We start from the raw sequence: 21,402 nt of genomic DNA, 5'->3' as shown, positions 1-21,402 counted from the left end.
ATCATGTGTAGTGTAGCGGGGCGTTGGCATGGCCAAACTGCCGCAAGAATGACGGTGGAGACATGTCCACCGCCACCCGCGAGGGTAATTTCATCACTGACGAGAGATCGCCAAGGCGGCCTCCCGGGCGTTATTAAAGAGCTGCCTTGACCTTTTCAGCGACCTCGGGCGAGACCCACTGCGTCCAGACATCAGGGTATGTCTTCAGGAAGTATTCGGCGGCATCGGCATTGTCCGCCTGGTTCTCACTCATCCAGGCCAGAACCTTACCGATGGTTTCATTGTCCCACTGGCGTTTGCCGACATAGTCCATCGTCACGCCAGCCTTCTCGGCAAAGCTCTTGGTGACGACACTATAGACATCCGTCACTGGATAATCGTTGACGCGGGGATCGGCACAATCGGCAACCGAGGTGCAGCGGTCCCATTCCGCCTTGTCGAAACTGGTATCCATCCCAAGCTTGACCATATCATATTTGCCGAGAATGGCGGTCGGCGCCCAGTAATAGCCAAGCCATCCCTTTTTCTTTTCAATGGCATTGGCAATCGAGCCGTCCAGCGCGGCAGACGAACCGCTATCGACAAGCTGGAAGCCTGCATCGTCACCCTTCAGCGCCTTGTAGATATTCTCCGTGGTGACCTGACATGCCCAACCGGATGGGCAATTGGTAACAGCACCCTTGGACGAATCTTCCGGGGCTGGGAAAAGCTCGGGATGTTTCAGCGCGTCCTGGACGGTCTTGATGTCTGGATGCTCATCGGTGATGTATTTCGGAACCCACCAGCCCTCAACGCCGCCATCCTTCAGAATGCGTGCGGCTTTGAGCAGGCGACCGTCCTTGACGGCTTCCGCCAGCGGCTTTTGAATCGTATTGACCCAAAGCTCAGGGGCCAGATCAGGCTCGCCCTTTTCATTCATTGAGGTGAAGGTCGGCATGGTGTCGCCAGTCACCAGATTGACGGAACAACCATAACCGCTTTCCAGAATGATCTTGTCGACATTGGCCGCGACGCCGGCTGAGGCCCAGTTCATTTCCGCAATGGAGACCGAACCGCAATCAGCGGCCTCGGCGGAACCGGCCATGCCATACAATCCGGCGGCGAGTATCGTGGAAACGAGCAATGTCCTCATATCGTGGAGTTCTCCGTTTTATTGGCGCATGTTTAGCGCATGGGCGTGACTGTTTCACGCATGACAGCCGATCCCGGCCGCATATTTCGCAACCCGGGTCGGGCATATTTGATGGAGGGCCCGCTCATCGGCGAACCTCTCGGATTATGAAGTCCGGGGCAGCTCCAGGGTAGTCCCAGTGCAATACTTGTCTGTTTACGACAGTGACAAGGGTAGGGGGCTGGCCGCATAAATCAACCACCTTGTAGCTTTTTGTTCGAATAAATGTCGCATAAAAGCCATTAAGCATCATGCAAACACACAGGCTCCCATGGCCAAATCCGAGCGTTCTCTTGTCCTGACCAGCCCCCAATGGATTGAAAAAAGGCCGCAATCCCGCGCTGTTAATCAAGCTGGTTCCCGCTGGCTCCTTGTCGTCTTCAGGAAAAATTGTGGAAAAACCAATCGTTGAACGCCATTGCCTTCCAGCGGGCTGCAGGCCATACCACAAACCATTGACATGAGGTCTGGTAGAAAGACGCGCGGCCCATTCTGAACACGGTTGCGCTTTGAACCAAATTGCAGGAGCTGGCAAACGTCATGACGCGGATGGTTATGCTCCAGGGCACTGGCTCGGATGTCGGCAAGACGGTGCTGGTGGCGGGGCTTTGCCGGTTGGCGCGGCTGCATGGACGCGTCGTGCGTCCTTTCAAGCCGCAGAACATGTCCAACAATGCTGCCGTGGCTGATGATGGTGGGGAAATCGGCAGGGCGCAGTGGCTCCAGGCGCTGGCCTGTGGCGTGCCATCTTCGGTGCATATGAACCCGGTTCTGCTGAAGCCACAAAGCGAGACTGGCAGCCAGATCATCCTGCAGGGCCGGGTGTTTGGCCAGGCGAAGGGGCGCGATTACCAACGGCTGAAACCGCAATTGCTGGGTGCCGTGCTCGACAGTTTTGAAGAGATGAAGGCCGGAGCGGATCTGGTGATTGTCGAGGGCGCGGGGTCGCCAGCCGAAGTTAATTTAAGGGCCGGTGACATCGCCAATATGGGCTTTGCCACCCGTGCCAATGTGCCGGTGGTGCTGGTTGGCGATATCGATCGCGGTGGGGTGATTGCCTCGCTGGTCGGCACTCATGCCATCCTGCCGGAGGAAGACCGCCGGATGATTTGTGGCTATATTATCAACAAGTTCCGGGGAGACCAGAGCCTGTTTGCCGACGGTATCGAAGCCATTGGCCGCTACACCGGCTGGCCGAGTTTCGGCATCGTGCCTTGGCTGAAGGCCGCTGGCCGCTTGCCGCCGGAAGACAGCGTGGCGCTGGAACGATTGAGCCGCAGTTCGACGGGCGCTTTGAAGATCGCCGTGCCAGTTCTGTCGCGTATTGCCAATTTCGACGATTTCGATCCGCTGGCCTCGGAGCCTTCCGTTGATCTGGTCTATGTGCGTCCCGGTGAACCTTTGCCCGCCGATGCGGCGCTGATGATTCTGCCGGGCTCCAAGGCAACGATTGGCGATCTCGCGGACCTGCGCGCACAAGGATGGGACAAGGACCTTATCCTGCATCGTCGGCGTGGCGGGCGGATCATCGGTATTTGCGGCGGCTATCAGATGCTGGGCAATAGCGTTGCCGATCCGCTGGGGCTGGAGGGCGCTCCCTGCCGCGTCGAAGGCCTCGGTCTGCTTGAGATCGACACCGAGATGGCGCCGGAAAAGACCGTGCGCAACAGCGCCGCCCATTCGCTGGAATATGATGTGTCGTTGAGTGGCTATGAAATCCACCTTGGCCAGACCGATGGCCCGGATTGCCAGCGTCCTTCTCTGACGATCCGTGGCCGCGCCGATGGGGCTATGTCCGCTGATGGCAAGGTGATGGGCACCTATCTGCATGGGCTGTTTGCCAATGACAGCTACCGGGCCGCGCTGCTGCAAAGTTTCGGGATCAGCAATACGACCGAAAATTATCGGCAAAGCGTCGAGCATGCGCTGGACGATCTGGCTCACGAGTTGGAAAGCGTGCTGGACAAGGCCTGGCTGGACAAGCTGATCGGCTGATTATTGTTCCGGCTCAAACGGTGTGCGGCGGCGGTTCAACGCATCGGCAATCATCCAGACGCACAGCGCCCAGGCGCCGCCGACCGTCCAGCCCGCGATGATATCCGTTGGCCAATGCACGCCGAGAAACACCCGGCTGACGCCGATCAGCAGCGTCAGAAACAGGCCAGCACCGAAGGTGAAATAGCGCAATTGCCATGTCGGTTGGGCGCGGGCCAGCATGGCGCCCAGCGTCAGATAGGTAATGGCCGACATCATGGCGTGGCCGCTTGGAAAGCTCATGGTCTGCACACTGACCAGATGCGGAACCACATCCGGCCGGGCACGGGAAAATAGCAGTTTCAGACCAGACTCGGCTAAGGCTCCGAGCGAAATCGCCAGTCCGACAATCATGGCATTGCGGGTCTTGCCCGCCGCAAGCAGATAGAACACCGTCAGCACGGTCACGAGGGTAATTACCGTGAAGCCGCCAAGACTGGTCATGTCGCGCACCGAGTTAACCAGCCAGGGCGGGCCGATGGTCAGGCCGGGATCGTCCTTGATCCTGAGCGCCAGCAATATGGCACGATCGAAGGCATGGCTTTCCTGATCGAAGACGTCTTCTGCGATTTTTGCAAACAGCAAGCCAAGCCCCGCCAAAACGGTCAGACTGGCAAGAAGGCGCGGCTCGATCCGGTTGCGCAGACGTTCAGGCAGAAATTTCAAGGCATGCTCCGGGTTTGGTCGTCCGCGTGTCGTTTCATTAGATAAGGCGGCAAATGACTTTCACCAAGAGGCGCTTACGGATGCAATAACAGCACCATGCATTGGCCACCTTCCCGAAGAGCGGACGCATGCGGCGGGCGCACGATCAAGGCCCCCGCCTCGGCAAAAATCCGCATCATTGAGGAATCCTGTTTCGGAAAGCTGGTCACCCAAAGTCCATCCGCCGAATCGACCCGCAATTGGGCGCGCAGATAGTCCTGTCGCTGATCGTTGGCGGCAAGCGCTGTTGCCGTGCGGGCGTGCTTGAGGCGCTGCGGCAGAGGGCGATGGCCGAGCTTGGCAATCAGCGGTTCGAGAAACAGCAGGCTACAGACCATGCTGGAGATGGGATTGCCCGGCAGGCCGAGCACATGCATCGGTCCAAGCTTGCCCACCATCAGCGGCTTGCCGGGGCGCATGGCGATTTTCCAGAAATCCAGCACCATGCCCGCATCAGTGAGCGCTGCCTGCACCAGGTCATGTTCGCCGACCGATGCGCCGCCGGTCGTCACCAACACATCCGCGCCTGCCGCCTCTGCTTTGCGGATGGCCGCGACGATGGCGTCATGATCATCAGGCACGATGCCGAGATCCAGCACGTCCGCGCCCAGATTTTCGGCAAGGGCGGCAATAGCAAATGTGTTGGAGGCGATGATCTGGCTCGGCCCCGGCGCAGTCCCTGGTATAACCAGTTCGTCACCGGTGGCGAGAAGGGCGATGAGCGGCTTGCGATAGACTGGGACATTTGCATGATTGCCGCTCGCAGCCAGCATCAGCTTGGCAAAATCCAAAACCTTGCCCGCCGGAATCAAAACCGTGCCTTCGGCAAAATCCTGGCCGCGAAGCCGGATATGGCGTCCCTGCACGGCGGCGAATGTGGTGCGGATACGGAGGTTCTTTTCCGCCGGTTCCGTGTCTTCCTGGATAAGGACGCAATCGGCACCATCAGGCACCGGAGCGCCTGTAAAGATCCGCACGCATTGCCCGGCGCCCACTCGGCCATCAAAGCCGTGTCCGGCCGCCGACTGGCCGATCACGGACAATTCAGTCCCCGGCGTAAGCGCATCTTCGGCCCGCAGTGCGTAGCCGTCCATGGCCGAGGCATCGAAAGGCGGCTGCGTTAGCCGAGCGGTGATATCCTCTGCGAGGATGCGATTACAGGACTGGCGGAGTGGGAGAATTTCCGTGCCCTGCAACGGGGTTGCAGAGGCCAGCAGTCTGGCCTGGGCCTCTTCCACGGGTAGCAGCGCCATTATATGGCCTCCGGATGGCGAAACGGGCCGGATTTTCCGCCGGTCTTTTCAACGACCCGAATTCCGCCGATCTCCATGGTCTTGTCGGCCGCTTTTGCCATGTCGTAAATCGTCAGGCAGGCAACCGAAACGGCAGTCAGCGCTTCCATCTCGACGCCTGTCTTGCCGGTCAATTTGACGGTTGCCGTGACGCGCAGGCCGGGCAGGGCGGTATCCTCGGTGATGTCGACGCTGACCTTGGTCAACATCAGCGGATGACAGAGCGGGATCAGGTCTGCTGTGCGCTTGGCGGCCATGATGCCCGCCAGCCGTGCCGTGCCGATCACGTCGCCCTTCTTGGCATTGCCGTCGCGGATCAATACCAGCGTTTCCGGTGCCATACGGATATGACCCTCGGCTATGGCGATCCGCACGGTCTCGACCTTGTCGCCGACATCGACCATATGCGCTTCGCCCGCAGCGCCGATATGGGTGAGGGCGCTCATTCGGCGGCTAAGCGGTCGGCTGCACCGGTCAATAGCGCTTTGGTGGCGCCAGTCACATCGTCTTTGCGCATCAAGCTTTCACCGACCAGGAAAGTTTCTATGCCTGACTTTTGCAGGCGAAGGCAGTCCTCGTGGGTGAAAATTCCACTTTCACCAACCAGCAGCCGATCGGCAGGAACCATGGCGGCCAGCCGTTCGCTGACGGCAAGATCGACCTCGAACGTCCGCAGATTGCGATTGTTGATGCCAACAAGCGGCGAGGTGAGTTTCAGCGCCCGGACCATTTCGTCTTCATCATGCACCTCGATCAGCACGTCCATGCCAAGTGCGAGCGCTTCTCCTTCGAGATCGGCGGCTTCAGAATCTGACAAGGACGCCATGATCAACAGGATGCAATCCGCGCCCCAGGCCCGAGCTTCATGCACCTGATAGGCCTCGAACATGAAATCCTTGCGCAGCGCCGGAAGTGTGCAGGCGGCACGGGCCGCGACCAGAAACTCCGGTGCGCCCTGAAAGCTTGGAGCGTCGGTCAGGACCGACAGACAGGCAGCCCCGCCTGCTTCATAGGCGCTAGCCAACGCCGGTGGGTCGAAATCGGGACGGATCAGACCTTTGGACGGGCTGGCCTTCTTGATCTCGGCAATCAATCCAAAATTGCCCGAAGCCTGCTTTGCCCGCAATGCCGTGTAGAAACCACGTGCCGGCGACTGGTCGGCGGCGCGCGCCTTGATCTCATCCAGCGGTATGGCACTTTTGGCTGCTGCGATTTCCTCGCGCTTATAGGCTTCGATTTTTTTCAGGATGTCACTCATGCCGAATGTTCTCCATTGGAGACGGAAATCAGTGTCTCCAGCCGTTTCAGGGCAGCCCCGCTGTCCAGCGATTGCGCGCCTAGCGCCATGCCGTCTGCCAATGTCGCGGCTTTTCCGGCAATCACCAGGGCCGCGGCGGCATTGCACAGCGCCACGTCGCGATAGGCATTTTTCTCACCTTCAAGAACAGCGCGCAAGGCCTTGGCATTATATTCGCCGTCGCCACCTTTCAGAGCGGCTAGCTCAACCTGTGCCACGCCAAAATCACCGGGTGTCAGCTCAAAATTGCGGATCTTGCCCTGTTCAAGGGCCGCCACCTGCGTCGTGCCGGTCGTGGTGATTTCATCAAGGCCATTGCCATGCACGACCCAGATGCTCTCGCTGCCCAGATCACGCAGCGTCTCGGCCAGCGGTATCACCCATTCCGGCGCATAGACCCCGAGCAACTGCTTTTTGACGCCAGCCGGATTGGCGAGCGGTCCCAGAAGATTGAAAATGGTGCGGGTGCCAAGCTCTACCCTCGCCGGGCCGACATGGCGCATGGCGGAGTGATGCAACTGGGCAAACATAAAGCCGACGCCAGCCTCAGATATGCAGCGGCCAATGATGGCCGGATCGATATCCAGCTTGACGCCGAGGGCAGTCAGGCTGTCAGCTGCGCCGGATTTCGAGCTGAGCGCCTTGTTGCCGTGCTTGGCGACCGGAACACCAGCGCCTGCAACGATCAGGGCCGCCAGCGTCGAGATATTATAGGTGCCGGTGCCATCTCCGCCTGTTCCGACGATGTCGATGGCATCTGCGGGGGCAGTGACCGGCAGCATCTTTTGACGCATGACGGTGACCGCGCCGACAATTTCCGGCACGGTTTCGCCGCGCATGCGTAGCGCAATCAGGAAGCCGCCGATCTGGGCAGGCGTTGCCTCTCCCGACATCAGAATATTGAAGGCGTCCGCCGCCTCATCCCGTGTCAGTGCTTGCCCGCTGGCGACCTTTGCGATGAATGGCTTCAGCCCGTTCATATGCTTCGCCCTCCCGGCGGTTCAGCGTGTGATGGCCTGCTGGGCCAGCGCCTGATTGATAGTGACGCCATATTTGGTCTGCAGCTGGTTGACCATCTGGTCGAGAATATCGTCACCGGCGGATTTGGCCAGCGCGGTAATCTGGCTCTCCTGCTGGTCGACGACATCGCCGGTCGGCTGGGTGTTGACATCCGTGACCTTCAACAGGATCTGGGTCATCGGATCGGCACCTACCGCCGAGCCAATCATGCCGGAGGGTCCGCGGAAAGCGGCCTGAATGGCGGCAGGGCCGAGCACCGGATCTTCGGTATCGCGGCGAAGACCGGCCTTGGTCTCGACGCCGATGGCCAGTTCAGTCGCGAGATCAGCCAGCGCTACACCCGTATCGGCCTTGGCCTTCAACTGCTCGACCTTGGCGCCCAGCGCCTGTTTCTGCTGCTCGGTGGTCCAGTCGGAGACGGCCTTGTCCTTGACCTCATCCAGCGTTCTCTCACGAGACGCGTCAATGGCCGTCACGTCGAACCACAGATAGCCATTTCTGCCGATATTAAGCGGCAGGGGTTCCGCGCCCGCTTCGGTTTCGAAGACTGATTTCAACAGATTGGCTTTTTCCGGCAGATTTTCGGCCGCCTTGCCGGTCTTGTCCTGTCCCTGGGCATCGATACCGTCAACCTTGATGGCTTTCAGGCCAGCCTTGGTGGCGGCTTCCTCGAGGCTGGAACCGGAGGCGCGCATATCCTCAAACCGGTCATGCACGTCGTTGATCTGCTGGGCGGCGGCATTGGCGGCAAGATCGGCGCGAATCTGATCCTTGACTTCGTCCAGCGTCTTTGTGTGGCTTGGCTTGATATTGCTGACCCGCAGGATAACCGGGCCGAACGCGCCTTCAACGACGGGTGTCGTATCGCTATCTTTTGCGACTGCGAAGGCAGCATCGGCCAGCTTCTGGTCGGGAATATCCGCCCGGGTGAAATCACCCAGCAGCACATCTGTTGCCGTCTTGCCCTGGTCAGCGACCAACTGGTCGAATGTCTTGCCATTCTTCAACGATTGGGCAGCGGCTTCGGCCAGTTCCTTGGTCGGGAAGGTCAATTGCTCCAGCGTCCGGGTGCCAGCCACTTCAAATTTCTTGAGATTGGCGTCGTATTCCTGCTTCACCTGCTCGTCAGTCACGGCTTTCGGATCGGCGATATCGGCAGGCTCCAGCTTTACAAAGGAAAAGCTGCGATATTCCGGCGCGCGGTAGCGCGATTTCATCGTGTTGAACCAGGTTTTCAGAACCGTTTCGTCCGGTGCCTTGATCGGGTCGATATTGGCGGTGGTCAGCAACAGATAGTCGATGCTGCGGCTTTCCTGGCGATAAAGCTTCAGCGCATCAACAAGCACTTTCGGAGGCACGAAGCCTTCCGCTGTCGCATCGACGATCTGGCTGCGAACCGCGACCTTGGAACGCTCAGTGATATAATCCTGCTCGCGAATGCCGGAATTGCGCAGCCGCGAGGTGAACAATTGCCGGTCGAACTGGCCATTGGTGTTCTTGAACGCCGGATCGTCGCCGATCAGCTGCGCCAGACGGTCCTGGGAAAGGCCGAGATTCATGTCCGAGGCCAGTTGATCGAGAGCGGCACCAGCGACCAGTTGCTGGTAGACTTGCGACTCGATGCCGAGCGAACGGGCCTGCTCGCTTGTCAATTGCGTGCCGAAACGGCGGCTGAGATCGGAGATCTGCCGCTGATAAGCGAGGCGGAATTCGTTGGAATTGACGCTCTGGCTGCCGACCTTGATGACCTTGTCCGACGTATCGCTCATGATCGAGCTGGAAATGCCCCAGATCGCGAAGGATGCGACAAGCAAAAGAAGAAGCCCTTTTGCCACCCAGGTGCCGGCAGCTTTTCTCAGGATCACGAGCATCGGAACGAAAACCTCATCAATATTCTTCGCCGGATGCGAAGCAGTCGCCGTTGCTTAAAGCAATCCCTGAGCAAATTGAAGGCTTTCTTGGTGGAAAACCCCAATGCCATGGCATGAAACCTGTCATTTGCGGGCTGGCCCACGAAAAAGCCCGGCGAATTGATCGCCGGGCTTTGCATAAGACAGGATATTGCCGATCAGCGCTTGGCGACGGGCAGGTAGTCGCGCTTGGGTGCGCCGGTGTAAAGCTGGCGCGGGCGACCGATACGCTGCTGCGGATCTTCGATCATTTCGTTCCACTGCGCAATCCAGCCGACGGTGCGCGCCAGTGCGAACAGAACGGTGAACATTTCCGTCGGGAAGCCGAGGGCACGAAGCGTAATGCCGGAATAGAAATCGACATTCGGATAGAGCTTTTTCTCGATGAAATATTCGTCGCTCAAGGCGATCTTTTCCAGCTCGAGCGCGACCTGCATCAGCGGATCGCCTGCATTGCCTGTTGCTTCCAGCACTTCATACATGGTCTTCTGCATGATCTTGGCGCGCGGGTCGTAGTTCTTGTAGACCCGGTGACCGAAGCCCATCAGGCGGAACGGATCGTTCTTGTCCTTGGCGCGGGCGATATATTCCGGAATCCGGTCAACCGTGCCGATTTCCCGCAGCATGTTCAGGGCCGCTTCATTGGCGCCGCCATGGGCAGGGCCCCAGAGGCAGGCGATGCCAGCCGCGATGCAGGCAAACGGATTTGCACCCGACGAGCCAGCCAGGCGCACCGTGGAGGTGGAGGCGTTCTGCTCGTGATCTGCATGCAGGATGAAGATCCGATCCATGGCGCGGGCCAGAACCGGGTTGACCTTGTATTCCTCGCAAGGCACGGCAAAGCACATGTTGAGGAAGTTGGCGGCGTAATCCAGATCGTTCTTGGGATAAACGAAAGGCTGGCCGATGTGATACTTATAAGCCATGGCGGCGATGGTCGGCATCTTGGCGATCATCCGCAGGCTGGCAACCATGCGCTGGTGCGGATCAGTGATGTCGGTCGAGTCGTGGTAGAAAGCCGACAATGCGCCGACCGTACCGACCATGACTGCCATCGGATGGGCGTCGCGACGATAGCCTGAGAAGAATTTCGACATCTGCTCATGCACCATAGTGTGATGCGTGACGCGGTGATCGAAGTCTTTTTTCTGAGCAACTGTCGGCAGTTCGCCGTAGAGCAGCAGGTAGCAGACTTCCAGGAAGTCGCCTTTTTCAGCCAGCTGTTCGATAGGGTAGCCGCGGTGCAGCAGCACGCCTTCGTCGCCGTCGATATAGGTGATCTTCGATTCGCATGATGCCGTGGAGGTGAATCCGGGATCATAGGTAAACTTGCCGGTATGCTTATAAAGAGCGCCGATGTCGATAACATCGGGGCCGATCGTGCCGCTTCGCACGTCAAGATCGACGGCCTTGTCCTCAATCTTCAAGTTTGCGCTTTGTTCCGTCATGGTGATCCTCCGGATATAGGCGGGAGACGCAGCTTTCGCCTTGTCCCAGGTTAAGCGTTGCAATTAGCTATATGATCCAGAGGTTAATGCCAAGCTATCCAAAGGACAAAGTGTGCATTGCAATAAATCGGCACTTGCATTGCAGGCATGCGTTATTGCCAGAACTTCTTTTCTTGGTTTATACCCCCTTTCTCCTACAGCTTTTGATTGATAGTCTGGCGTTAGCAGCAAGGTAAGATGTGTTGCCGAATTATTATAAAAGCAATTTTCAGGGGCCTCGCCGCTCGTTTTCAATGCTTTGAAGGCGGGTGGCATAGCAGGGCACCGGGGCGACGGCAGGATCGATGCCGGATACGGCGGAATGGGAACTGGTCAGGCAAAAAGAAGCGCTTACCGCGCGCGCCTTGCCATGGGATCGGCGCTCTTCCAAAACCCTGTTTGACGAGCTTCTGCGGCGCCCGGACATAGAGCCGGAAGGCGAAGCGGAAACCCCTGATTTCGACGGGAACTTCACTGCATCGCCTCTTCTGGTCTCCCGCTGGCAGCGCTTTCTGCGTGCTATCCACCGGGACGCTCTGCAGGAGCTTGCCTATGGCCGGACATTTCTGTTTTTGCCCGTTCTGCTTGGGCTCGGTGCGATCTGGTGGTTTACCCGTCCTCAGGACCTTCCCCGCTTGCCGATCCTCCTGACTTTCTGTGCGGCCGGAGTGGTCTGGCTGCGGGTCCGCTACCGTCATCCTGTTCTGGCCGCTGTCTGCGGCATTGCAACTCTCGGTCTCGCCGGCATGTTGCTGGCCGATGTGCAAACCGCGCGGCTGAATACGATCATCATCGACAGTGCAGTGACGACGGTGGTGCGCGGGAAAGTGGTTTCTGTAGAGCCGAATGCGGACGGCAATCAAAGATATGTGATTGCACTGCACCAAACACGGTTCCCCAGCCTGAAGCGCATGCCGCAGCAGGTAGCGCTTCTGGCCCGCGGCGCGCATGAGCCCTTCAATCCCGGCGACTGGATCGAGGGCAGGGCGCGGCTCTCCCCGCCATCCGGACCTGCCTTGCCAGGCCTGAACGATTTTGCTTTTTCCTCCTATTTTACCGGCACAGGGGCGATTGGCTATTTTTATCAGCCTCCAAAGCGATTCCCGCCGGGACCAGACATCGCGCCGCCGGATTTTTGGGAACGAGCGGGAATCAGGCTTGATGAAATGACACAGGAATTGCGCAATGGCATTTCCGACCGTATCAGGGTCATCGTGCCGGGCGACGCTGGCGCATTTGCCGTAGCGATTGTGACCGGCGAGCGGCGCGGCCTTTCGGAGGAGGCCAATAACGATCTTCGCGTTTCCGGCCTTGCCCATATCATCTCGATTTCCGGTCTGCATATGGCGCTGGCCGGTGGACTGTTCTTCGTGGGGATCCGGCGCCTCTTGAGCCTTGTGCCTGGTATGGCGGAGGCCCGCTCGATCAAGAAGATTGCCGCAGCAGGGGCGATTGCCACCACGACCGGCTATTTTTTGATTTCCGGCTATGACATTGCCGCCCAGCGTGCCTATTTGATGATGGTCATCATGCTATCGGCGGCGTTCTTCGACCGGCCTGTGCTCAGCCTGCGCAATGCAGCGCTGGCGGCTATCCTGGTGATTCTCCTCTCGCCGTCGCAGGTGATGGGGCCGAGCTTGCAAATGTCCTTTGCGGCTACTTTTGCCCTGATCGCCGGTTTCGACCTGTGGCGCCAGCGCCCGCGATTGCCTCCCATCCTGCCGGCTATCCCGGTGCTGACAGTGTTGAAGCCGTTGATGACGGTGGTCAGCGGTATTCTGATGACCTCAGCACTTGGCGGTTTTTCCACCGCAATGTTTTCAGCGGCGCATTTCCATCGGGTAGGATTGCACGGGTTGGAGGCAAATCTTCTGGCCGCGCCTCTGATGTCGATGCTTGTCATGCCGGCGGCGATGATCGGTGTGTTGCTCATGCCTTTCGGTCTGGACCAATGGCCGATCCAGTTGATGGGGCTTGGCCTTGAGGGCGTGTTGCTGATTGCCAATAAAGTGGCGAGCTGGGGTGCGGGCTTTACCTTCGGCCGGTTCGAATGGTGGTTTCTGCCGGTCTCGGCGACGGGTCTGCTGATACTGACCCTGATGAAGACGCGGCTGAGGCTGATTGGTGTGGCAATGATGCTGACGGCGTTTGGCTATGAGGCGATAAAAACCGATCCGCCACTGCCTGATCTTGCCGTAACCGAAGATGGTCAACTGTTTGCTCTGTTTCGGACCGACGACCGCAATGTCTTGACCGTTGCCACCAACAAGAAGCGTCCGCCGGGTTTCGTTTTCAACCAATGGCGCTCAGTGCTCGACATTGCCGATCCGATTGCGCCTGAAATATTGCCCAAGCTGGCAGCTGTCGAAATGGAAAAAGGCCAACAGGGAGCGGGGGAAACAACGCGGGCCGGAAAAACAAAACCAAAGACGGGCGGCCAAAATGCCAAGGGAAGGGAGCCGGTCGAGCCACAACAGGCTATGGCGGAGATGAGGGTGGCAAAGGAGAAGGCCGATAAAAAACCTGATCTTTTCCATTGCCGCACCGATGCCTTTTGCCTGGCAAGACTCAGCAATGGTTGGACAGTCAGCCTGGTACAGAACCGCGACTATAGCCAGGCCGCCTGCGCCCTGTCCGACCTGATCGTCTCGACTGAGGTCAGTCGCGATGCCGTCTGCAAGGCGCCGATGGCATCAACTGCTTCCTCTGAAAACACCGGAATGACCGTTATCCGGGACGCTACGGAAGACGGCACTGGGTTGGACGTTGAAAATGAACGGATGATGGCCGATGATGATGTGCTGGCATCTGACAACAGCAGCCCGTCCGTTCGCTCCCAAACGATTAGCCGGACGCAAGCGGGAGAGATTTCTGCAGCCAGTGCAACTACGGTACCGGGGCAGGACGTTGCCGTGCACACGGATAGCCACGTGACGGGCGGTGCCTCAAACTCGGACCAGAATTCCCCGTCCCGAATAGAATCGGGTGAACCTCTCGCGTTCTCGCAAACCGAGAAGGCCGCTACCGCTGGAACGATGCTGTCACGTCCCCCGAAAGTCCTGACCCGTAACGATTTGCGACGGTTCGGTGCAATGGAAATCACGCTTGGTGATCCCGCCACACGAACGCTGCATATCGTTACGGCATTTCAAAATCAGTATCGGCCCTGGACTCGCCATCGTTATTTCGACTGGCGCAGCAATCGCTATGACCGGCCGGATGGTACGGCCCACGCCAATGTTCCATCTGCTGCCAGCGACGACGCCCAGTCAGGCGCTGGAGATGGCAGAGAGCTTAGTGATAGCGACGAATAAGACCGACGAGCTTGCCCTGGATTTTTACCCGGTCCGGTCCGAAAATCCGGGTTTCATAGGCCGGATTGGCAGCTTCCAGCGCGATCGACGCCCCACGGCGGCGGAAGCGTTTCAAGGTGGCTTCCTCGTCGTCTACCAGAGCAACGACGATATCGCCCGGATTGGCCGTGGTGGCGTTGCGGATGATCACCGTGTCACCATCGAGAATGCCGGCTTCGATCATCGAATCGCCTTTGACCTCAAGGGCGTAATGTTCGCCGCTGCCCAGCATTTCCATCGGCACGGAAATGTCATGGGTGTTGTTCTGGATAGCGGAGATCGGCACGCCTGCCGCGATACGGCCCATCACTGGTATGGATGAGGAATTGCGTACTTCCTCGACCGGTTTGGCCGGAGCGGATGGCACTGCCTGCAACTTGCCTCGGCTGCCTTCAATGACGGATGGCGAAAATCCTGTGCGTCGGGGCGGTATGCTGGACGTCATGGCCTCCGGCAGCTTGATCACTTCCAGTGCTCGCGCGCGATTTGGCAAGCGACGGATGAAGCCGCGCTCTTCCAAAGCGGTGATCAGCCGGTGAATGCCGGATTTGGAGGCGAGGTCCAGAGCGTCCTTCATTTCATCGAAGGAGGGCGGCACCCCAGACTCCTTCATGCGCTCGTGTATAAACAGCAAAAGTTCCTGTTGCTTGCGAGTCAGCATTGGGACCTACCCTTTGAATTATGAAACAAATACAGAACATACGCTATCTGTTCCAGTTGTGTTCCGCAAGTCCTTCTTGCAAATTTCCTTCGATGACGCACCGATAGACGGTCTTGAGAAGGAGCGGGACCAGAAGCATCCTTTAAATATGGGAGGTTGAGAGGCTCGTATCGAAACAGTAAGTCTTTGCTTTCTTGATCTGACGCCTGTCAGTTGGGAATTGGCAGAAAGAGAGAGAAAATGGATACTATCTAAAAGGTGAAATTGCAGAATGAAATTTTGTTGCAAGTCGGTGCAGCACGCATAGGCAACGGTAAAACAACGACAATAATCTGTCGCAGAGTTTGATCGGGGACATTATCACCCCCGATCCGCTTCGATATCAGTGGCTTACAGCATCGCGACGGCAATTTCCGCTGCAAGACGCGCGTTGTTTTCCACCAACGCGATATTGGTAATCAGGCTGCGGCCGTCGGTGAGGTGATAGATTGCGTCGAGCAGGAAAGGCGTCACGGCTTTGCCGGTGATTTCCTCGCGTTCGGCAGCGGCCAACGCCCGGCCAATATAGATTTCCATCTCCTCGCGCGCAATTTCGTCTGCTTCCGGCACGGGATTGGCGATCAACATGCCGCCGTCGACGCCCAATTGGTCGCGTACCTTCTGGAAATTGGCAATTGCCGCCGGGCTTTCCAGTTTGAGTGGGCTTTTCAAGCCCGATTCTCTCGACCAGAAGGCTGGAAACTCGTCGCTGTCGTAAGTCACGACAGGTACGCCACGGGTTTCCAAGACTTCCAAGGTCTTGGGAATATCAAGAATGGCTTTTGCTCCGGCGCAGACGACGATGACCGGAGTACGCGCCAGTTCTTCCAGGTCGGCTGAAATGTCGAAGCTTTCTTCTGCGCCACGATGCACGCCGCCGATGCCGCCGGTGGCAAAAACTGAGATGTTGGCGCGGGCGGCGGCGATCATCGTCGCGGCTACCGTGGTAGCGCCGGTGCGGCGTTCGGCAATGGCGTAAGCGAGATCGGCACGAGAGACTTTTAGGACATCAGTCATTTGCGCCAGTTTTTGCAGCTGATCTTCTTCCAGCCCGATATGCAAAACGCCTTCAATCACTGCAATGGTCGCTGGGACCGCACCACCGTCGCGAATGATTGCCTCCACGCTTTGCGCCATCTCGACATTTTTCGGATAGGGCATGCCATGGGTGATAATGGTGGATTCCAGCGCGACTATTGGAGCGTTGCGCGTCTTGGCCGCAGCCACTTCGCGGGCGTAAACGATGGGCAGGAGCGGGGAAATCGAACGGGTCATGATCAGGAACTCGTTTGGCGGGAAAGGGCGCGCGGCTCGCCAACAAGGCCAAGGCGCACGGCGAGGCGATCTGCGGTGAGATCCTCGTCTGTTGCCCTGTCTGATAGCAGGGTCAGGCCAGCCAAGGCAACACCGTGGCGCAACGCCAGCGGCAAGGGACTGTCATTCACTCTTTGCGAAAGCACTCCTGCACAAAGCGAATCTCCAGCCCCAGTCACATCGGCCAGTGCTTCCAGTGGCGGTGGCGTCAGGGCGTAGTCACCATTTGCATCGAAAGCCACGACCGGTCCTGCACCATTGGTGACAACGCCGCCATGCAGGCCCTTAGCGCGAAGCAGGTCCGGCCAGTCATTGGGATCATCCGGCCTTGACTCAGTCAGTACCGCGGCTTCGGCGCTATTGAGAAATAGCATGTCGAGGCTGTCGAGGCAGGGGGCGTATCGCACCACCTTGGCCGGTGAAATGCCAATGCCAGCAAGAGGTTTGCCAAGCTCGCGCGCCAGGGCCGCAATTGCCTCCAGCGTCTCTTGCGGCAGGTTGGCATCGACCAACACATATCGAGTGGCCTCGAAAGCCTCGCGAACGGCGCGTACTTTCAGACGGCGCGGCGTGAACAAACGGTAGAGCTCCATATCGGCCAAGCCGATCACCAGATTGCCGTCTTTTTCTAAAATAGCAGTGTAGCTTGGTGTGTTTCGATCCAGAAAGGTGAAAGGCCGGTCATCGACTCCAGCCGCTTCGGCTGCGACCGCCACCCGCTGGCCAAGCGCATCGCCGCCGCGGGGGCTGATCATGGCGACACTCAGCCCAAGACGTGCCAGCGCGCGCGCCGCGTTAAAACCACCACCACCCGGTTCTTCCAACCACCGCCCTGGATTGCTGGCACCAGGGATGGTTTCCGCATCGATGCGTCCGCGCCGATCAATGTGCGCGCCGCCCAAAACGAGAATATCGAGACTCATACCTGCCAGCCTCCTGGAAACAGTGAAAATTCGAATCGCGAAGGCGCCATTCCGAAGGATGTAATGGGCTGGAAACCAATTTCTCTTAACGGCCAATGCCATGGAAACATTAAGAGAACACCCGTCGGATTAAAAAATAAACACAAAGACTTGGGCAAGACTTGCAAAAGCGGAACAAACCATGTACATAGTCGCTGTCTGCTGTTTCGTTGCCTACGCGGCTTCAATAACCTAAAGGTGGTTCAAATGTCACAAAATTCTTTGCGGCTCGTAGAGGACAAAACGGTGGATAAAAGCAAGGCATTGGAAGCGGCCCTGTCGCAGATCGAGCGATCATTCGGCAAGGGTTCAATCATGAAGCTTGGTGCGAACGAAAAAATCGTAGAGGTTGAAACCGTATCGACTGGCTCTCTCAGCCTCGATATCGCGCTCGGCATTGGTGGCCTTCCCAAAGGCCGTATTATTGAAATTTATGGACCGGAAAGCTCCGGTAAGACCACGCTTGCGCTGCAAACCATTGCTGAGGCGCAGAAAAAAGGTGGCGTTTGCGCCTTCGTCGATGCCGAGCATGCGCTGGATCCAGTCTATGCCCGCAAGCTGGGTGTTGATCTCCAGAATTTGCTGATCTCGCAGCCAGATACCGGCGAGCAGGCCCTGGAAATTACCGATACGCTCGTGCGGTCGGGTGCAATCGATGTGCTGGTGATCGACTCGGTTGCTGCGTTGACGCCGAAAGCTGAAATTGAAGGCGAAATGGGCGATAGCCTGCCGGGCATGCAGGCGCGGTTGATGAGCCAGGCGCTGCGCAAGCTGACGGGCTCGATCTCGCGTTCGAACTGCATGGTGGTTTTCATCAACCAGATCCGTATGAAGATCGGCGTGATGTTTGGTTCTCCGGAAACGACGACCGGTGGTAACGCCTTGAAGTTCTACGCATCGGTGCGCCTCGATATTCGCCGTATCGGCGCGGTCAAGGATCGGGAAGAGATCGTTGGTAACCAGACCCGCGTCAAGGTGGTCAAGAACAAGATGGCGCCGCCCTTCAAGCAGGTGGAATTTGACATCATGTATGGCGAAGGCGTGTCGAAGACCGGCGAATTGGTCGATCTGGGCGTCAAGGCCGGGATCGTTGAGAAAGCCGGGGCCTGGTTTTCCTACAATAGCCAGCGCTTGGGGCAGGGCCGGGAAAATGCCAAGATCTTCCTGCGCGATAATCCTGCGGTTGCCGATGAAATCGAAACAGCGCTTCGCCAGAACGCTGGTCTGATCGCCGAGCGTTTTCTAGAAAATGGCGGTCCAGACGCCAATGACAATGTCGGTGTTGACGACGCCTGATGGACTGGGACCGCTTATCTGGCGGTCGGACCTGTTGATTGTTGCGGGCTGGGGATCTACATCTCCGGCCCTTTTCTTTCGTTAGGCTGGACAGGCGTCATGGCGGACGATAAAAGCCGTTGTTTTCTGACGTCTGTCCGGCAGCGGACACTTATTCCAAGGGCATCCCATGAGCGGCGTAAATGACATTCGGTCGACCTTCCTCAATTACTTCAAGACCAATGGTCATGAAGTTGTTGCGTCGAGCCCGCTCGTGCCGCGCAATGACCCGACCTTGATGTTCACCAATGCCGGAATGGTGCAATTCAAGAATGTCTTCACCGGATTGGAACACCGGCCTTATTCCCGTGCGACCACAGCGCAGAAATGCGTTCGGGCCGGGGGCAAGCATAACGATCTTGACAATGTCGGTTACACGGCGCGTCACCACACGTTTTTCGAAATGCTGGGCAATTTTTCCTTCGGCGACTATTTCAAGGAAAATGCCATCGAACTGGCCTGGAACCTGATTACCCGGGAATTCGGCATTGATCGCAACAAGCTTTGCGTCACCGTCTATCATACCGATGATGAAGCCTTTGGCTTGTGGAAGAAAATTGCCGGTCTGCCGGAAGAGAAGATCATCCGGATTGGCACCAGCGACAATTTCTGGGCGATGGGTGACACCGGTCCCTGCGGTCCGTGCTCCGAAATCTTTTATGACCACGGCGACCATATCTGGGGTGGACCTCCGGGTTCTGCCGATGAGGATGGCGACCGGTTCATTGAGATCTGGAATCTGGTTTTCATGCAATATGAGCAGGTGACCAAGGAGCAACGGGTCGACTTGCCGCGTCCGTCCATCGATACCGGCATGGGCCTGGAGCGGGTTGCAGCCCTGTTGCAGGGCAAGCATGACAATTACGATATTGACCTGTTCCGTGCCCTGATCGATGCATCTGTCGATCTGACGGGCGTACCGGCTGAGGGCGAGCGCCGGGCCAGCCATAGGGTGATTGCCGATCATCTGCGGTCTTCTGCGTTCCTGATTGCGGACGGTGTGTTGCCATCGAACGAAGGCCGCGGCTATGTTCTGCGCCGGATCATGCGCCGCGCCATGCGGCATGCGGAACTGCTCGGCTCCCGCGACCCGATGATTTACAAGCTTCTGCCTGTGCTTGTGCAGCAGATGGGGCGCGCCTACCCGGAACTGGTTCGCGCTGAGGCGCTGATTTCCGAGACCTTGAAGCTCGAGGAAAACCGTTTCCGCAAGACGTTGGAGCGTGGCCTTTCGCTGCTGTCCGATGCCACCGCCACCCTGAACAAGGGCGATAGCATTGATGGCGAGACCGCGTTCAAGCTTTACGACACCTACGGTTTTCCGCTGGATTTGACTCAGGATGCCCTGCGCGCCCGTGGCATTGGCGTCGATATCACCGGCTTTAACGATGCCATGCAGCGTCAGAAGGCCGAAGCCCGTGCCAGTTGGTCCGGCTCCGGCGACAAGGCGACGGAAACCGTGTGGTTCGAATTGAAGGACAAGCACGGCGCAACCGAGTTTCTTGGTTATTCCGCCGAAAGCGCCGAGGGAGAAATCCAGGCGCTGGTGCGGGATGGCGCGGTGATCGAGCAAGCTGCTGCAGGCGAGAATGTCCAGGTTGTGGTCAATCAGACGCCGTTCTATGGCGAATCCGGTGGCCAGGTTGGCGATACCGGTGAAATCGTTGGCGATGGATTCGTTCTTGAGGTGCGCGATACCCTAAAGAAGGGCGAGGGGCTGTTTGTCCACATTGCCACGGTTCGTGAGGGGACTGTTCGCGCCGGTACGGTCGTCGCGCTTAATGTTGATCACGCTCGTCGCTCCAGATTGCGGGCCAACCATTCCGCGACGCATCTGCTGCATGAGGCCTTGCGCGATGTGCTGGGCAGCCATGTGGCACAGAAGGGTTCGCTGGTTGCGCCGGAACGTCTTCGCTTCGATATTTCCCATCCCAAGCCGGTCACAGCGGAGGAGTTGAAGGTCGTGGAAGACATGGCCAATGAAATCATTGTCCAGAACGCTGCCGTCACCACCCGCCTGATGGCGGTGGATGATGCGATTGCCGAGGGTGCCATGGCGCTGTTTGGCGAGAAATATGGCGACGAAGTGCGAGTCGTGTCGATGGGGACGGCGGTGCGCGGTCCCAAGGCGGGCAAGCCCTATTCCATTGAGCTTTGCGGTGGAACGCATGTCTCGGCGACAGGCGATATCGGCTTAGTACGGCTGGTGGCCGAAAGCGCTGTTGGTGCAGGTGTCCGCCGGATTGAGGCCCTGACAGGCGAATCCGCCCGTGCCTATCTGGCCGAACAGGACGAACGTGTCAAAGCGCTGGCATCCGCCTTGAAGGTCCAGCCTGTCGATGTCGTTTCCCGTGTCGAAGCTTTGGTGGACGAGCGTCGCAAGTTGGAGCGCGAATTGTCTGATGCCAAGCGTAAGCTTGCCATGGGCGGCGGTTCAACCGGCGCTGCCGACGTGCCGCGCGACTTGGGCGGGATTAAATTCATCGGCAAGCAACTTGTTGGGATCGATCCGAAGGATCTTAAGGGCATGGCCGACGAGGCCAAGTCCGCACTCGAGTCTGGCGTCGTCCTTCTGATTGCCGTGGCCGAGGATGGAAAAGCGAGTGCTGTTGCGAGTGTGACGGCTGATCTGACTGATAAAGTTTCCGCCGTCGATCTTGTCCGGATTGCGTCGTCCGCCCTTGGTGGCAAGGGCGGCGGTGGACGGCCCGATATGGCCCAGGCAGGCGGCCCCGATGGTGCTAAGGCCGACGATGCCATTGAAGCCGTTGCCAAGGCCATTGAGGCGGCCTAATTTGAAGCCGTAAGACCGTCGGCCTTCA

Annotated in this window: 15 protein-coding genes; 4 read left to right on the top strand and 11 right to left on the bottom strand. The window is 58.2% G+C overall.

From position 1 onward, the window contains the following. Positions 1–133: 133 nt before the first annotated feature. Positions 134–1,132, bottom strand: a complete 999-nt coding sequence (locus tag FS819_RS08250) for an ABC transporter substrate-binding protein (RefSeq protein ID WP_156547599.1) — start codon at positions 1,130–1,132, stop codon at positions 134–136. A gap of 579 nt (positions 1,133–1,711) precedes the next feature. On the opposite strand from FS819_RS08250, the gene FS819_RS08245 reads away from it, so the two are divergent. Then, complete coding sequence (locus FS819_RS08245; protein WP_156547600.1) at positions 1,712–3,166, top strand: cobyric acid synthase; 1,455 nt, start codon at positions 1,712–1,714, stop codon at positions 3,164–3,166. Here the strand turns inward: FS819_RS08245 and FS819_RS08240 are convergent, their stop codons facing one another. The 7 genes from FS819_RS08240 to gltA all read right to left on the bottom strand — a co-directional run bounded on the left by FS819_RS08240 (position 3,167) and on the right by gltA (position 10,877). Continuing rightward, positions 3,167–3,871: a phosphatase PAP2 family protein gene (locus tag FS819_RS08240; protein ID WP_234624424.1), complete on the bottom strand. Its 705-nt coding sequence runs from the start codon at positions 3,869–3,871 to the stop codon at positions 3,167–3,169. Positions 3,872–3,945: 74 nt separating this feature from the next. Further along, positions 3,946–5,163: a molybdopterin molybdotransferase MoeA gene (locus FS819_RS08235; RefSeq protein ID WP_156547601.1), complete on the bottom strand. Its 1,218-nt coding sequence runs from the start codon at positions 5,161–5,163 to the stop codon at positions 3,946–3,948. Next, positions 5,163–5,648, bottom strand: coding sequence for a cyclic pyranopterin monophosphate synthase MoaC (gene moaC, locus FS819_RS08230; protein ID WP_156547602.1), 486 nt, complete (start codon positions 5,646–5,648; stop codon positions 5,163–5,165). The genes FS819_RS08235 and moaC overlap by 1 nt, the downstream gene beginning before the upstream one ends. After that, on the bottom strand, positions 5,645–6,460 hold the full coding sequence (gene trpC, locus FS819_RS08225; protein ID WP_156547603.1) for an indole-3-glycerol phosphate synthase TrpC: 816 nt from the start codon (positions 6,458–6,460) through the stop codon (positions 5,645–5,647). Before trpC ends, moaC begins: the two co-directional genes overlap by 4 nt. Continuing rightward, a complete protein-coding gene (gene trpD / locus FS819_RS08220) occupies positions 6,457–7,479 on the bottom strand; it encodes an anthranilate phosphoribosyltransferase (protein WP_156547604.1) in 1,023 nt (340 codons plus the stop codon). The genes trpC and trpD overlap by 4 nt, the downstream gene beginning before the upstream one ends. A 21-nt stretch (positions 7,480–7,500) precedes the next feature. Beyond that, entirely contained in the window at positions 7,501–9,390 is a 1,890-nt protein-coding gene (locus FS819_RS08215) for a peptidylprolyl isomerase (protein ID WP_156547605.1), read from the bottom strand. A gap of 197 nt (positions 9,391–9,587) precedes the next feature. Beyond that, positions 9,588–10,877, bottom strand: coding sequence for a citrate synthase (gltA, locus tag FS819_RS08210; protein ID WP_015916260.1), 1,290 nt, complete (start codon positions 10,875–10,877; stop codon positions 9,588–9,590). 344 nt (positions 10,878–11,221) lie between these two features. Here gltA and FS819_RS08205 point away from each other — a divergent pair, with 344 nt between their 5' ends. Further along, positions 11,222–14,230, top strand: coding sequence for a ComEC/Rec2 family competence protein (locus tag FS819_RS08205; RefSeq protein WP_156547606.1), 3,009 nt, complete (start codon positions 11,222–11,224; stop codon positions 14,228–14,230). On the opposite strand, the gene lexA is transcribed toward FS819_RS08205, so the two are convergent. From lexA to FS819_RS08190, 3 genes are all read right to left on the bottom strand, one after another. Beyond that, positions 14,211–14,930, bottom strand: coding sequence for a transcriptional repressor LexA (gene lexA, locus FS819_RS08200; RefSeq protein WP_060717064.1), 720 nt, complete (start codon positions 14,928–14,930; stop codon positions 14,211–14,213). The two genes, FS819_RS08205 and lexA, sit on opposite strands and share 20 nt — an antisense overlap. A 390-nt stretch (positions 14,931–15,320) precedes the next feature. Beyond that, entirely contained in the window at positions 15,321–16,244 is a 924-nt protein-coding gene (locus FS819_RS08195; protein ID WP_156547608.1) for a pseudouridine-5'-phosphate glycosidase, read from the bottom strand. A 2-nt stretch (positions 16,245–16,246) separates the two neighbouring features. Beyond that, positions 16,247–17,206, bottom strand: a complete 960-nt coding sequence (locus FS819_RS08190; RefSeq protein WP_156547609.1) for a carbohydrate kinase family protein — start codon at positions 17,204–17,206, stop codon at positions 16,247–16,249. A 246-nt stretch (positions 17,207–17,452) separates the two neighbouring features. Between FS819_RS08190 and recA the strand changes: the two genes are divergently transcribed. Further along, positions 17,453–18,541, top strand: coding sequence for a recombinase RecA (recA, locus tag FS819_RS08185; protein ID WP_156547610.1), 1,089 nt, complete (start codon positions 17,453–17,455; stop codon positions 18,539–18,541). A gap of 169 nt (positions 18,542–18,710) precedes the next feature. Beyond that, positions 18,711–21,374, top strand: coding sequence for an alanine--tRNA ligase (alaS, locus tag FS819_RS08180; protein WP_156547611.1), 2,664 nt, complete (start codon positions 18,711–18,713; stop codon positions 21,372–21,374). Positions 21,375–21,402 lie beyond the last annotated feature (28 nt).

The organism is Allorhizobium sp. Av2 (assembly GCF_021462805.2).
Lineage (GTDB): Bacteria > Pseudomonadota > Alphaproteobacteria > Rhizobiales > Rhizobiaceae > Allorhizobium > Allorhizobium vitis_G.
The sequence above is the reverse complement of the archived record's forward strand: the minus strand, read 5'-3'. Positions and strand labels throughout refer to the sequence as shown.

What these genes read in the sequence shown, in the direction of transcription:
- FS819_RS08250 (WP_156547599.1), bottom strand. Translation starts at nt 1,132, where the DNA reads ATGAGGACATTGCTCGTTTCCACGATACTCGCCGCCGGATTGTATGGC.
- FS819_RS08245 (WP_156547600.1), top strand. Translation starts at nt 1,712, where the DNA reads ATGACGCGGATGGTTATGCTCCAGGGCACTGGCTCGGATGTCGGCAAG.
- FS819_RS08235 (WP_156547601.1), bottom strand. Translation starts at nt 5,163, where the DNA reads ATGGCGCTGCTACCCGTGGAAGAGGCCCAGGCCAGACTGCTGGCCTCT.
- moaC (WP_156547602.1), bottom strand. Translation starts at nt 5,648, where the DNA reads ATGAGCGCCCTCACCCATATCGGCGCTGCGGGCGAAGCGCATATGGTC.
- trpC (WP_156547603.1), bottom strand. Translation starts at nt 6,460, where the DNA reads ATGAGTGACATCCTGAAAAAAATCGAAGCCTATAAGCGCGAGGAAATC.
- trpD (WP_156547604.1), bottom strand. Translation starts at nt 7,479, where the DNA reads ATGAACGGGCTGAAGCCATTCATCGCAAAGGTCGCCAGCGGGCAAGCA.
- FS819_RS08215 (WP_156547605.1), bottom strand. Translation starts at nt 9,390, where the DNA reads ATGCTCGTGATCCTGAGAAAAGCTGCCGGCACCTGGGTGGCAAAAGGG.
- gltA (WP_015916260.1), bottom strand. Translation starts at nt 10,877, where the DNA reads ATGACGGAACAAAGCGCAAACTTGAAGATTGAGGACAAGGCCGTCGAT.
- FS819_RS08205 (WP_156547606.1), top strand. Translation starts at nt 11,222, where the DNA reads ATGCCGGATACGGCGGAATGGGAACTGGTCAGGCAAAAAGAAGCGCTT.
- lexA (WP_060717064.1), bottom strand. Translation starts at nt 14,930, where the DNA reads ATGCTGACTCGCAAGCAACAGGAACTTTTGCTGTTTATACACGAGCGC.
- FS819_RS08195 (WP_156547608.1), bottom strand. Translation starts at nt 16,244, where the DNA reads ATGACCCGTTCGATTTCCCCGCTCCTGCCCATCGTTTACGCCCGCGAA.
- FS819_RS08190 (WP_156547609.1), bottom strand. Translation starts at nt 17,206, where the DNA reads ATGAGTCTCGATATTCTCGTTTTGGGCGGCGCGCACATTGATCGGCGC.
- recA (WP_156547610.1), top strand. Translation starts at nt 17,453, where the DNA reads ATGTCACAAAATTCTTTGCGGCTCGTAGAGGACAAAACGGTGGATAAA.
- alaS (WP_156547611.1), top strand. Translation starts at nt 18,711, where the DNA reads ATGAGCGGCGTAAATGACATTCGGTCGACCTTCCTCAATTACTTCAAG.